Consider the following 12,918-nt stretch of genomic DNA (forward strand, 5'->3'; position numbering starts at 1 on the left):
AGACCGCCAGCGTTCATCCTGAGCCAGGATCAAACTCTCCATGATGTTTGATGCTCTAACTTTTTTTCACAGTCTCTTGACTATGAGGGTTTTTTCTTGTATCAAGGATTTAGAACTACGTTCTTGATCCTAATTAAATATTTTCAACAAGGAATGTAGTGCTGTTAAACTTTCAAACTATTGAGTTTTCTAGGTTCTGGCGTTGGTTGGAGGTGTTTACCTCTCTCCCTGCGCATTTACTAATCTAGCAACTCTATCTTTGCCTGTCAACCCCTTTGAGCAAACTTTTTTATTTTTAGTAGGGAGATGATGCTTGTATCTCATATATGGTAGGGCTTTTGAGGCTTGAAATTTTATAGAAAAAATATTAATCTCCATGAAAATAATCTAATTCAAAATGAAGATGCCCCTAGTTTGAGAGTGAGATGTAAATTTTTAAGGCCGTATGCTGTACAAGGTATTCTGAGAATATATAGTTAAAGTTTCGGGGCAAAATTAAATGTCCAAAACATACTATTAAGTTTAATGCTATGGGAGGACTCGTATTGAAAAGACTCCTACGTCTATCACGGATGATTGATGGATTGAATGAATTAATTGGACGTCTTACTTATTGGTTAGTTTTACTGATGGTCTTAGTTGGTGTTTGGAATGTTATTGGACGCTATCTAGGTAGGAGTGTTGGTCAAAATTTAACTTCCAACGCTTTTATTGAAATTCAGTGGTATATTTTTGATCTGGTTTTTCTTCTTGGTGGAGCTTATTGTGTCAAACATAATCAACACGTTCGTGTAGATATTTTTTATACTCGCTGGAGTCCCAAAAGAAAAGCTCTAGCTAACTTGATTGGTACGATATTATTTTTAATTCCCTTCAGTCTCATTGTGATTTTTGTTTCTTGGGGAGCTGTTTTAAATTCATGGGCTATTCTTGAAACTTCTCCCGATCCTGGTGGGTTACCTCGTTACCCAATTAAGACAATGATTATTGTTAGCTTTGTATTGTTGTTTCTCCAAGGAATTTCTGAAGCAATTAAAAATTTTGCGGTTTTTACAGGTCAACTACCAGGTGATAAGGAGTTTTATGAATCTGAGTATTGAATATGAATGGCTAGGCCCATTAATGTTTGCAGGAGCACTGGTGCTACTGTCTATTGGTTACCCTGTAGCTTTTTCTCTGGGGGGTGTGGCAATAATTTTTGGACTAATAGGTATTGCTTTAAAAGTGTTTGACCCTATATTTCTGACTGCAATGCCCCAAAGAATTTTTGGAATCATGGCCAATTATACTTTGTTGGCTATACCCTACTTTATATTTATGGGAGCAATGTTGGAAAAATCCGGTATTGCAGAACAACTTCTGGAAACAATGGGGATATTATTTGGCAGAATAAGGGGTGGTTTAGCTCTAGCTGTTGTTATTGTGGGCGCTCTTTTGGCTGCGACGACAGGTGTTGTTGCTGCTACAGTAGTGGCAATGGGATTAATTTCTTTACCTATTATGTTGCGGTATGGATATAATAGAGAGCTGGCTACGGGTGTTATTGTTGCATCGGGAACTTTGGGGCAAATTATACCTCCTAGTGTAGTTTTGGTAGTATTGGCTGACCAACTCGGAATTTCTGTTGGCGATCTATTTATTGGCTCTATTTTGCCTGGTTTACTAATGGCAGGAACATTTGCTCTTCATATTCTGGTTGTTGCTTTTATTAGGCCAGACTTGGCTCCTGCTTTACCCGCAGAGGTGCGCAGTCTTAGAGGTAAAGATTTGGGCATCAGGGTGCTAAAAGTAATGATTCCACCATTATTATTAATTTTACTGGTTCTGGGTAGTATATTTTTTGGTATTGCTACGCCGACTGAAGCTGGAGCGGTAGGGTGTGTGGGGGCGATCGCTCTGGCTCTGGCCAATGGTCGATTTAGTTGGACTTCTTTGAGAAAGGTATGTGACGTGACTCTCAGGACAACTACGATGGTGATGTTTATACTTCTTGGGTCAACTGCTTTTAGTTTGGTTTTCCGGGGGGTTGAAGGCGATCGCTTTATGTTTGATTTACTTTCTAATCTTCCTGGGGGAACAACAGGCTTTTTATTTGTCAGTATGACAATTGTTTTTTTGCTTGGTTTTTTTATCGACTTTTTTGAGATTGCTTTTATTGTTGTACCTTTATTTGTACCTGTTGCTCAACAACTTGGAATTGATTTGGTTTGGTACGGCGTAATATTGGGGGCTAATCTTCAAGCATCTTTTTTAACGCCTCCCTTTGGTTTTGCACTATTTTATCTAAGGGGTGTTGCACCTCCAGAGGTTACTACTGGTGAAATTTATAGAGGTGCTATTCAATTTATATTACTTCAGTTATTGGTATTAGTTATAATTATTTCTTTTCCTGGTATTGTTGATTTTTTGCCATCATTAAGTAGATAAAGGTTTAAGCTCAAAATCTTGCTCGGAGATGTATACAAGTTTTCAACTCTTTTAAGCAACTTTCAAGGTCCAGCACAAAATAATTAAAAATCTTTCTCAACTATTGCATAAACCAAGGAGTTTAATATATACTGATTTTTAACTCCAGTTCATAGGGAGTTATTCAGAACAAATAAGGAAGGATAAAGTATGTCACAGAGTTTTAATGTTCAGCAAGCTCGGCCTAGTAAAATTCAAATAGAAGTCACAGACATACCTGTGTTACAGGGAAAAAACTTGGTATCAGGATTAAACTTTGATGCAGATGGTGGTGACCGTAATTTTGATGCAGATGGTGGCGACCGTAATTTTGATGCAGATGGTGGTGACCGTCATCATTAATAGTTAAGTATTCAAGTCTTTTAATTTTTGTTTTGAATATTTAGGGGTTAAGGCTTACCTATTTCCCTTATTTTAACTAGCCATGTAAGTCTTGAACTGGTGACAACTAAACAGAGCTAACGGTAAAAGCTTTACCCCTCGTTAATCAAAATATTTATAAGAATTGTTTTTCAAAATTATGTTTATTATATTTATATAGTCCAAGAAGTATTTACAGTCATTTCAGCTTAGATTGAGACAAGGGTTTCTTGCCACAGAAAGTTTTAATTTTTATCTCAACGTTGGTTGAAGACCCGCCCTCTCCCTAAGGGAGAGCGTCGTATGGGAAAACCAATCAATAAGAGCGGTTCTTACAAGGGTATGCTATCCTAAATATACTTAGGCTGCTGGGCTAGCAGTTTCAGTCTGTGGAGCGACCGTAAGACCAGAAAGAGGTTTGGCCTCGGAGGCAGGTGCTACGAAGCAGAAAGTCCTGAGCCGCGAGGTTTAGGAATCCCGCGTTGTCGCGCCATGCGCAACGTCGGGAGGATGTCAATTGAAATGACTATACTAGAGTAAACTCAATAGAAGAGACCAAGCAATTTTTTTGTATACATAGTATTCATAGTTTCAAAATCTCTTGAAGCACCAAGAGCAACAAGTAAAAAAAGTTATTGGTGAGTACTTAGGATTACAACGTATTCCAGCTTTCTCGATCTGCTAAAAAATACAAAACCAATTTTAGGTAGCTTTATAATATGAGAAAGTTAAGAATTCTATAAAAAACCATGTTAAAAAATTAATAGAAAAAAATCTCAATTATGTTAAACCTAAAGCATTTAATACAGCTCTATCAAAGAATACAGAATCAATTTTAGGTAGCTTTATAATATAAGAAAGTTAAGAATTCTGGAAAAACCCATTTTATGAAAATATTATTGAAAATTTAATAGGAAAAATTATCAATTATGTTTAACCTAAGGTATTTAATAGAGCCATTACCTCAAGAAGAATTTCTGGAAAACAACTGGACAAAGAAAGCGATCGCCATCTCTAGTAAAGGACAAAAAAACTTTACAGACTTATTTTCATGGGACAAACTCAACCATCTATTGAACTTCCATCAAATAGAATATCCCGATCTACGTCTTGCATTTGATGGAAAAGTTCTAGAGGCAAAAGAGAATAGAAATCTTACCCAATGGTGTCAGAAAGGTGGGACATTAATCATAGACCAAATTCATCAAAGGGTTCCAGAGGTTTCAATTTTGGCCTCAAAACTTAGTTATGAGTTAGGATATCCTACTCAGGTCAATGCTTACTGTTCCTGGTCTAGTAAACAAGGTTTCTCTCGCCACTACGATACTCACGATGTATTTATTCTGCAAGTAGAAGGAAGCAAACAATGGTATGTCTACACCGACACTTTAAAATACCCATTGCCAAACCAGAAATCATCCTCTCTTGAACCACCAGAAGAAGAAGCTTATTTAAGTTGTATTTTGCATCCAGGAGATGTACTTTATATACCTCGCGGACATTGGCATTACGCAGCGACAAAAGAAGAACCATCTATTCATCTAACTTTAGGTATTCACAGTAAAACAGGTATCGATCTATTGGAATGGTTAATCTGTAAATTACAACACAGAGAAGAGTGGAGAGAAAGTCTACCTTTAAGAATAGATAATAATTCTTTTCATCTAAGTCTTGAAACCTTAATTCAAGACTTAGAACAGTATATAAATAATCATAATATTAGCGAAGAATATTACAGCTATTTAGATAGTTTGGCAAAACCTATCTATCAATATGTTTTGCCTTATCAAGCTGGATTTAATATCTTTGATAATGGCATTGAAACTAAGTTTAAAACACCTCAATTTCAACGTTTACAAATTTCTAAAATAGCCGAGGGAGAAGATGAATATAAAATAATAGTTTCTGGTAAAGAAGTATCTATTAAAGGAGTGCCAGAAAAATTCGTTAAAAATTTATTTAGTCGAGAAACATTTACGGGAAAAGATGTCATAAATTTACTCCCAGATTATGATTGGGAAATAGATATTATGCCAATGTTATCGAAGTTAGTTAATGAAAGAGTTATTTTTGTAGAACCTGGAGTTTAAACATGAATACATATATTTGATAATGCCATGGAAACTAAGTTTAAAATACCTCAATTTCAACGTTTACAGATTTCTAAAATACCTGAGGGAGAAGATGAATATGAAATCATAGTTTCTTGTAAATAAATATCTATTAAAGCAGTGTCATAAAAGTTTGTTGAAAATTTATTTAGTCGAGAAACATTTACGGGAAAAGATGTCATAAATTTACTCCCAGATTATGATTGGGAAATAGATATTATGCCAATGTTATCGAAGTTAGTTAATGAAAGAGTTATTTTTGTAGAACCTGGAGTTTAAACATGAATACATTTTTTTGCGCTGATGCTTGCCGACAAGCAAATGAAGATATTATTGGAAGTGGTACAAACTATTCAATATATGTGTTGATAGAGTGCCCTTACCCTTGGGATTATAATGCTTATGAGTCTCGTTATCTACCAGAAAATTTAGAGATTTTGATGAGAGAAGTTAGTAAATCTCAACTTTCAGTCAGATTTTTACTAATTACTCAAAATCAAAATCAAAGACAAAATAATAGAAAAATTTTAATCTATGAAAAAGAGCAAAGTTCATTTGTAAGTGGTTATAAAAAATATGAATTTGATGTAGATAGTCCTGAAAAAATAGCTCCTGTTATTCAAAAATATTTAGCGGGGGATAATTTAGATATTAATATTCAAGAAAATCAAATTAGGGATATGTTAGTTTGTACTCACGGTAGCCATGACAAGTGCTGTGCTAGATATGGTAATCCGTTTTATATGCAAGCTAAAAAAACTATTTCCGAATTGGGTGTAAAAAATACTAGAATTTGGAAAGCAAGTCACTTTGGTGGCCATAGATTCGCACCTACTATGATTGATTTTCCTGATGGTAGATATTATGGGTTACTTGATGGGGAATCTTTTAAGTCTATTTTGCTACGAACGGGCAATATTAAATTATTAGGTGGTGTATATCGAGGTTGGGGTATTTTACCAACTTGTATTCAGGCATTGGAAAGGGAACTAATGTTCCGCCATGGTTGGGAATGGTTTGAGTGTAAGGTTAATTTTTTAGATATTGATATAAATTCTGATAGAACGTTAATTAATACTGAATTAGCTGTAGTTAAACCTGATGGTTCTAGATACACTTGTCAAGGTAGGTTAGTTAAAGATGAAAGTAAAACTATCCAACTTAAAGGTTCCTGTGATGCTACTCAGAATTCTGAATTTATTAAGTATTATGTTAGTCATATCAGCTTCAAAATTGAACGGAAAATTATTGAGAAAGTTGTTGTCAATCCTCACAAAAAAGCAAGTTAAAGTACATAAATTGATGGGGTATGTCTAAATATTGAAATGGCTCGCCAGTTTCGATAAAACCTATTTTTCTATAGAACTGAGAAGCACTGATACGAGTCATTACTCTCAAATGTTTTAGTTGTTTTTCCTTGGCAATTTCAATGGTTTTTTTGATTAAAGCTGTTCCTATTCCCTGAGATTGAAATTCAGGTAAAACAGAAATATATGCAATACTTCCTAATTCTTTAGATATTTCCCGGAGTCTAGCTGACCCAATGATTTGTTGCTCGCAAACAGCAATAATATGTAAGGCACTATCTTCATATTCATCTTTTTCTGTTCCTATCTCCATATTTATTGGTGCTCTTAATACTAACCAACGTTGATAGTACATTGCATCTTTTTCTTGTTGGTTTTGAATTAAGCGAATCTGAAATTCTCTCATTTTTCAAGCATCTTTAATGGGTGCATTTCAATTTTAAATAAAGCAAAAAAATTATCGCTTTTAGGCAACAGGGAACAGGTCTTTTCAGTTATCAGTTATCAGTTATCAGTACCTCTGTCTGTTTGCGCAGCATCACCATAGGAAAGCAAAGTGAATTGAAAATACTGAATCGAATATTTTTTTCATCCCCTTAAAAGGGGAGGCTTTAGACCCTATTTTTTGGTGACAGGAAATAGAGAATAGGGAATAGAAAATAGGGAATATATAGGAAAAAAGTATTTTTGCAAATATTGAGATGCACCCTCTTTAATTATGGCTTACCGATTAAATTTCAAACCATTGACTGAGATTGACTAAAGCCTTTTTTAAGTTGAAAAAAGGTAAGCATTCAGCTGTCAGCTATCAGTTTTATTAGCTTGAATTGTATAGGTTAAAAACTCAAAACAAGTCTTTCTTGTGTTTCAATTTATGGGGGGAAAATGTAGTATGAAGTTAAACGAATTTTTACTTCATTCATTAAAAAGCTGTTTGCGCAGCATTCCGCAGTTACGAAAAAAGTACCAGGTTTTCAGTCGAAAACCATCAAAAAGTTAGCATAAAAGGCATAATAATTGCAGAAAAATCACTCTAACAATTGTTACAACTATCTCCTAATTAAATGCTATTCTCCATTCCTCCTAACTACTCTCTACTCCCCCACTCCTGAAAAAGACTTTTTCAGCAAACCCTAATTAAAGGCGATCGCCATTCTGATTAAGACCAAGCAGGATGAGATAATATAGAAGCAAACATTCGCACCCCACGCAGTAAATTGGATAGAGGTAAATGTCCTTTTGGTGCATTCAAATTCCAAGTAAATTCATTTGGATATCTCGTCCAACTATTGCCATTTTTCCAGCCAATTTTTGGCAGCAACTTATCCCAATTTTTATTTACGCTTAACCACATTTCTCTCTGTACAGAATAGCCAAATTTACCTTCTGAATAAACTAACCACATAGTATTAATAGTTTGCAAATCTGCAATGGGAATACTATCTACTTCTGAAAAATAAAGCCATTTTCTTTGTATAGCTGCCTCTCCTGCCAATTCACACAATTTTTGCATAGTTAATTTGTCAGCTTCTAAAAAATCCTGATGAGCAAGTTTTACTTGTATATGACTATAGTCAACATTAGATTCTGATTTTATCGGTACAACTCCCAGAGGAAAGTTTTTGTTTATAAATTCATCAATTTTCGATGAATCTATTTGACGTAAAACTTGGTATATTTTTCCTGAAATAATAGTAGGTGAATCTGATTTTTGCCCTTGTAAAAATTCCATTAATATTTGCCAACCATCATTACCTGTTTGTGCCAAAATAGGAATTGCCTGTAGCTGTTTTTTTTCAGAACCAGATTCTAATTGAGACTTTAGTTCAGCTATATTAGATGAAGCGTTTGTTGTAGAATTAATCCTTGATTCTGTCATAAAATTACTGTGTGTTTCAGCTTTTGAAGTAATTTGTAATTTACCGAATAATTAAGGTTTAAAGTCTCTTCCTTATAAAGAAAAAAAGCGGTCGATGGATGGCGTTTTGCTCCGCAAAATATAAAGCGGAGCGGCTCTGTCAAGAGCGGGTCTCCTCGCCATATCCCATCGACCAAAAGAAGAAAAAAATTTTCCTTTTAGTCAATTTTATTCTTGGAAAGAAGAGGTAATTATTAATTGTTGAAAACTATTTATTTTGTAAAATACGATTAATAATTGCAGTAGTGGAAGTCGAAACTTCTATTTGAACTAAAGAAATTTTACCACCATATTCCATAACTTTTGGTGCTTCTGGTAATGTTTCAACCGAATAGTCCCCACCTTTAACATAGACATCAGGTTTCAGCCGTTCTATAAGATGAGTAGCAGTCGCTTCATCAAACATTACTACTCCGTCCACTGGTTTCAGAGCGACTAAAACTTCTGCCCGTTGGTCTTGGGGAATAATTGGCCTCACAGGAGACCCCGATGGTTGTGGCTTAATTGTTTGTACAGATCGGTCGCTATTTAACCCTACTATTAGCGAGCGTCCCAAAGATTTAGCTGCCCATAAATAGCGAATATGTCCTGCATGAAGTAGATCGAAGCATCCATTTGTAAATACTAAAGGTCTCCAATAAGTAGGTTGAGAATTGATTGTCTGTTCTAGTTCAATTAAACTATATAAACCAGAAATTAGTTTTTGGGAGTCCATTCTTTAATATTTATCTTTGATCAAAATAATTGGGTCGCGCAACCCCGCCTTTTAAGGCCAAATATTTTTGGAGCCTTGCTCAAATCCCCGTTAAAAAAATAACTTCTGACTTCTGACTTCTGACTTCTGACTTCGTTAAGCTTGACCTTCATTAACGTTTTGTTCGGTAGGTGGTTGATATCCATGTTCAAAGGCATAACGAACCAACTGGGAGCGATTTTCTAAATTTAGCTTTCTCATTATTTTACTCAAATGAGTTTGTACAGTTCGAGGACTAATAAATAGGCGATCGCTAATCTGTTTATTAGTCAAACCTTGAGCTACTTCCCAAAAAACTCTTTCTTCTGCTGGTGTTAGAGGTAGTGGTTCTGGAGCTTCTTGAGGTTGAGATTTTGTTGTTTGAGTTAGATGCTTTTCAGTCAGCTTTTTGATTTCTAGATGAACACGACGGGAACGGTTTAATTGAGCCTCAATTTTTGCTACCAATTCTCGCATTTCAAATGGCTTATTTATGTAATCATCTGCTCCCATAGATAAACCCAAAATTCGGTCTTCTAACTCTCCTTTACTCGATAGAAATATAAATGGTACTAATTGACCCAAATTACTAGAGCGTAGACGTTGACAAAATTCCAAACCATCCATTTGTGGCATCATTATATCAGAAACAATTAAATCCGGATTTAATTGTTCTAATATTGATAGTGCATCCAAACCAGAATTTGCATCTTTCACCTCATATCCTTGTAACTCTAGATGTCTTTTTAAGAGTATTCTTAAACTGTCTTCATCATCTACTATTAGTATTTGTTTCTTGTTATCAATTTTATCGTTCATTGCTGATTCAATCCTCCTCGTTTACCCATAATTCATACTACCAATAATATATTTATTATATTTATTTATTTTGACATTTATTTTCTACTTTTAATAAGATCTTTGTGATTTTCATCAGTCTTCTTTTTATCCATCGTAATTTTTACCATTATTTCTAGTTTTTAGCAATTCCTGAGTAAATTAAGTTTTGGGAAATTTTTATTTAACTTAATACAAAATATTAACTAATGTAAGCATTCAGCAGTCAGCCAGCCTCCTATGGTCGGAACTACGGACTTCAGCTATCAGCTATTGCTTTTAGTTTAGGATAAAAGCAATATTTAATTGTCTTCCTGCAAAAGTGGCCTCCCTTACCTTTAAACTCAGTTGTTAATTTAAACACTATCCTTAAGGAGATACTCTTGTTGCTGATAGCTGACAGCTAATAGCTGAATGCTTACTAACTAATTTATTTGATCATTAGTAGAAAAAAGTAAATATGATAAATGTGAATGTCAAAACATTAAGCTGTTAAAATCAGCTTAGTCAAGCCAAAAATTGGGTTTTTGTAAAGAATGGGAGTAACTTGGCCTATTTATAGACCATTATTACACAATATATACTTCAGTACCATCAATTTCTAAATAATAATAATAGAGAAATGCTGATAAATTCTTTGTATACTCTGCGATAATTGTAAAGACAGATAGCTACATTAACAGCTAAAATATGTATTAGCTCTTAGCGTAGTAAAGTGCATTCTCAGAATTTAAGACCCGCTACCCAGTGAACGATAATTTTAGAACTTAGTAAAATGTCATGAAAGCAACAAACATTCGTCAATATTCCTCCATAGCTGCTAGGACTCTTACAATAGTAGGAATAATTATGATTCTGTCCTCTCTGCTTGACTTTGTAGTATTGTCAATTCCTTTCAACATAGGTAGTAGACCATGGCAAATTGGCCTAGTGACACAGTTAGTCGATCGAGGAATTATTCCTATGGTAGGAATGGCCTTATTATTTACAGGCTATTGGGTAAGCAGTAATTCTGGACTTCAAGATAACTCCAAGTCCTCTATATTAGATTTGAGGTTTTGGGGACTTTTACTAGCAAGTTTATTAGGGCTAATATATCTGTTAATGTTTCCTCTACATCTAAATAATACTCTTCTAGCTCGAACAGAGGCCATTGAACGAATAAATCAGCAAGCAAGTCAAGCTGAAACACAGTTAGAAGCTCGTGTCAGTACTAGCGAATTTCAAAATCAGATACAACAAAGGCAAAGTCAATTAAAGAATCAATTTAGTACTTTGTTAGGAGATGAAACTAGGCTGAATGAAGCATTAGAAAATGAACAATTATCAGAGCAAGTGAAAAACTTGTTAGCACAATCAAAGGACAACCCTCAAGTTCTAGATGAATTTCTCAACCGTCAGGCACAACAATTACCAACTCAACTTTTAACTAGAATTCGTACTCGCAAGCAAGAATTAGAAGAACAAGCTAAAACAAATTCTTTTAAATCAATGCTCAGAACAGGTTTAAGCAGCTTACTTTTAGCAGTAGGCTACATTATGATTGGTTGGACAGGTTTAAAAAATATGGGAATTATTAAAAGTAAAGGGCGTCGCCAAAATCCCGCAAGATAGTTAAACAATTAATAATTAATAATTAATAATTAATAATTACCTATAGTTGAAAAGAAGAAGATTTACCCTTAAGGAAAATTTTTTCTTCTCTTGGTCGATTGCATATGGTGAGGTCTCCTCGCCATCCTAACCTACGGGAAGCTGCGCTACGACCGCTTTTTCTCCTTTAAAGGAGAGGCTTTAAACAACTCTTTGAAGAGTTAATTGTTGACAGTAAGGATTAAAATATAAACTTAATCCTAATGCTCAATGCCCCACCTTTAAATATCTTAATTTCATAATCTGTATTTACAAGCTTGATAGTTAAAGAGCAGTTACTAAAATTTAGCGAATGTTCTCAATTTATATACTGACTTACAACGAAGAGATAGATATTGCCGCTTGCATTGAGTCAGCAATGTTGTCAGATGACATTATAGTAGTAGACTCCTTAAGTAGCGATCGGACTGTAGAAATAGCAAAATCTTATAATGTAAGAGTAGTTCCACATAAATTTGAAAGCCATGGAAAACAACGCACATGGATGTTACAAGAAGTTACTACAAAAAACGAATGGGTCTATATTCTAGAAGCAGATGAACGAATGACCCCAGAATTATTTAATGAATGCCTAAAAGTAATAAAAAGTCAAGAAGAATATATTGGGTATTATGTTGCGGAACGGGTTATGTTTATGGGGGCTTGGATTCGCTACAGTACACAATATCCCCGCTACCAGATGCGTCTATTTCGTAAAGACAAAGTATGGTTTAGCGATTATGGTCACACAGAAAGAGAAGTTTGTGAAGGTCCCACAAGTTTTTTGAAAGAAACTTATCCCCACTACACCTGCAGCAAAGGAATTTCTCGGTGGATAGAAAAGCACAATCGCTATTCTACAGATGAAGCAGTAGAAACAGTTAAACAACTAGAAACAGGAAACATATCTTGGAAAAATCTATTTTTTGGATCTTCAGAAGTAGATAGAAGACGTGCCCTCAAAGATTTTTCCTTACGCTTGCCCTTTAGACCAGTAATTCGCTTCATCTATATGTATATTTTTCTCAAAGGATGTCTTGATGGCCAAGCAGGATTTGCTTGGTGTACCTTGCAAGCTTTCTATGAATATCTCATACTAATTAAAGTCTGGGAAATGAAAAATATGCCTGTACCATCATTAACTTCAGCCATCGATGCTAATTCATCAAAAGTAGAAATTGAGGCACAAGGGTGAGAAACTGTTTGATAATTTCTACCCATAACTATTGGTCAAATAAACTAGCTGCCATTACAGAAAAGCGTAATCGCCAAATGCGATTTGGGTCTTAATAAAGCAGCCAGAATAGTAATTAATCATTGCGCACAAAAATTCTATTGGTACAATTGTTTTTGGTTGGAATAAAGGTCAGAAAAATGAAATCAAATTAGGAAAAAAAAGTAATTCAGAATTTGTACCAATTCCTACAGCTAGACTCAAAGAAAGAATAGCTCAGTTATGCTCTGAATATGGAATAATATTTATAGAAACAGAAGAAAGTTATACAAATGTCGCTTCATTTTTAGATGGTGACTGTCTGCCTAATTATGGTGAAA

At 34.6% G+C, this 12,918-nt stretch carries 12 protein-coding genes; 7 read left to right on the forward strand and 5 right to left on the reverse strand.

What is annotated here, in order from left to right:
- Positions 1-545: 545 nt before the first annotated feature.
- The 4 genes from F6K54_RS07040 to F6K54_RS07055 all read left to right on the forward strand — a co-directional run bounded on the left by F6K54_RS07040 (position 546) and on the right by F6K54_RS07055 (position 4,916).
- Positions 546-1,100 (forward strand): TRAP transporter small permease subunit, encoded by a 555-nt coding sequence (locus F6K54_RS07040; protein ID WP_293075977.1) that lies wholly within the window; start codon positions 546-548, stop codon positions 1,098-1,100.
- Positions 1,084-2,427, forward strand: a complete 1,344-nt coding sequence (locus tag F6K54_RS07045; RefSeq protein ID WP_293075979.1) for a TRAP transporter large permease subunit — start codon at positions 1,084-1,086, stop codon at positions 2,425-2,427. Before F6K54_RS07040 ends, F6K54_RS07045 begins: the two co-directional genes overlap by 17 nt.
- Positions 2,428-2,616: 189 nt before the next feature.
- The gene (locus F6K54_RS07050) at positions 2,617-2,808 is read left to right on the forward strand and encodes a hypothetical protein (RefSeq protein ID WP_293075981.1); all 192 of its coding nucleotides are present in this window, start codon (positions 2,617-2,619) and stop codon (positions 2,806-2,808) included.
- A 947-nt stretch (positions 2,809-3,755) separates the two neighbouring features.
- Positions 3,756-4,916, forward strand: coding sequence for a cupin domain-containing protein (locus F6K54_RS07055; RefSeq protein ID WP_293075983.1), 1,161 nt, complete (start codon positions 3,756-3,758; stop codon positions 4,914-4,916).
- 56 nt (positions 4,917-4,972) lie between these two features.
- Here the strand turns inward: F6K54_RS07055 and F6K54_RS07060 are convergent, their stop codons facing one another.
- Complete coding sequence (locus F6K54_RS07060; RefSeq protein ID WP_293075984.1) at positions 4,973-5,119, reverse strand: hypothetical protein; 147 nt, start codon at positions 5,117-5,119, stop codon at positions 4,973-4,975.
- Between the two features lie 99 nt (positions 5,120-5,218).
- On the opposite strand from F6K54_RS07060, the gene F6K54_RS07065 reads away from it, so the two are divergent.
- Positions 5,219-6,226, forward strand: a complete 1,008-nt coding sequence (locus F6K54_RS07065) for a sucrase ferredoxin (protein WP_293075986.1) — start codon at positions 5,219-5,221, stop codon at positions 6,224-6,226.
- Here the strand turns inward: F6K54_RS07065 and F6K54_RS07070 are convergent.
- The 4 genes from F6K54_RS07070 to F6K54_RS07085 form a co-directional block, all read right to left on the reverse strand.
- Positions 6,201-6,650 carry a GNAT family N-acetyltransferase gene (locus F6K54_RS07070; RefSeq protein WP_293075988.1) on the reverse strand — a complete coding sequence of 150 codons (450 nt, stop codon included), beginning with the start codon at positions 6,648-6,650 and terminating at the stop codon, positions 6,201-6,203. The genes F6K54_RS07065 and F6K54_RS07070 overlap by 26 nt on opposite strands.
- 753 nt (positions 6,651-7,403) lie before the next feature.
- The gene (locus F6K54_RS07075; protein WP_293075990.1) at positions 7,404-8,123 is read right to left on the reverse strand and encodes a GUN4 domain-containing protein; all 720 of its coding nucleotides are present in this window, start codon (positions 8,121-8,123) and stop codon (positions 7,404-7,406) included.
- A 247-nt stretch (positions 8,124-8,370) separates the two neighbouring features.
- Positions 8,371-8,877 carry an adenylyltransferase/cytidyltransferase family protein gene (locus tag F6K54_RS07080; protein WP_293075992.1) on the reverse strand — a complete coding sequence of 169 codons (507 nt, stop codon included), beginning with the start codon at positions 8,875-8,877 and terminating at the stop codon, positions 8,371-8,373.
- A gap of 135 nt (positions 8,878-9,012) precedes the next feature.
- Complete coding sequence (locus F6K54_RS07085) at positions 9,013-9,714, reverse strand: response regulator transcription factor (protein WP_293075994.1); 702 nt, start codon at positions 9,712-9,714, stop codon at positions 9,013-9,015.
- A gap of 798 nt (positions 9,715-10,512) precedes the next feature.
- On the opposite strand from F6K54_RS07085, the gene F6K54_RS07090 reads away from it, so the two are divergent.
- A complete protein-coding gene (locus F6K54_RS07090; protein WP_293075996.1) occupies positions 10,513-11,346 on the forward strand; it encodes an HpsJ family protein in 834 nt (277 codons plus the stop codon).
- Positions 11,347-11,677: 331 nt separating this feature from the next.
- Positions 11,678-12,559: a glycosyltransferase family 2 protein gene (locus F6K54_RS07095; RefSeq protein WP_293075998.1), complete on the forward strand. Its 882-nt coding sequence runs from the start codon at positions 11,678-11,680 to the stop codon at positions 12,557-12,559.
- Positions 12,560-12,918 lie beyond the last annotated feature (359 nt).

This window comes from Okeania sp. SIO3B5, from assembly GCF_010692555.1.
GTDB lineage: Bacteria > Cyanobacteriota > Cyanobacteriia > Cyanobacteriales > Microcoleaceae > Okeania.

Excerpts from the sequence above, each read along its gene's own strand:
- F6K54_RS07075 (WP_293075990.1), bottom strand. The coding sequence starts at position 8,123 with ATGACAGAATCAAGGATTAATTCTACAACAAACGCTTCATCTAATATA.
- F6K54_RS07090 (WP_293075996.1), top strand. The coding sequence starts at position 10,513 with ATGAAAGCAACAAACATTCGTCAATATTCCTCCATAGCTGCTAGGACT.
- F6K54_RS07060 (WP_293075984.1), bottom strand. The coding sequence starts at position 5,119 with ATGACATCTTTTCCCGTAAATGTTTCTCGACTAAATAAATTTTCAACA.
- F6K54_RS07055 (WP_293075983.1), top strand. The coding sequence starts at position 3,756 with ATGTTTAACCTAAGGTATTTAATAGAGCCATTACCTCAAGAAGAATTT.
- F6K54_RS07080 (WP_293075992.1), bottom strand. The coding sequence starts at position 8,877 with ATGGACTCCCAAAAACTAATTTCTGGTTTATATAGTTTAATTGAACTA.
- F6K54_RS07085 (WP_293075994.1), bottom strand. The coding sequence starts at position 9,714 with ATGAACGATAAAATTGATAACAAGAAACAAATACTAATAGTAGATGAT.
- F6K54_RS07070 (WP_293075988.1), bottom strand. The coding sequence starts at position 6,650 with ATGAGAGAATTTCAGATTCGCTTAATTCAAAACCAACAAGAAAAAGAT.
- F6K54_RS07095 (WP_293075998.1), top strand. The coding sequence starts at position 11,678 with ATGTTCTCAATTTATATACTGACTTACAACGAAGAGATAGATATTGCC.
- F6K54_RS07065 (WP_293075986.1), top strand. The coding sequence starts at position 5,219 with ATGAATACATTTTTTTGCGCTGATGCTTGCCGACAAGCAAATGAAGAT.
- F6K54_RS07050 (WP_293075981.1), top strand. The coding sequence starts at position 2,617 with ATGTCACAGAGTTTTAATGTTCAGCAAGCTCGGCCTAGTAAAATTCAA.
- F6K54_RS07045 (WP_293075979.1), top strand. The coding sequence starts at position 1,084 with ATGAATCTGAGTATTGAATATGAATGGCTAGGCCCATTAATGTTTGCA.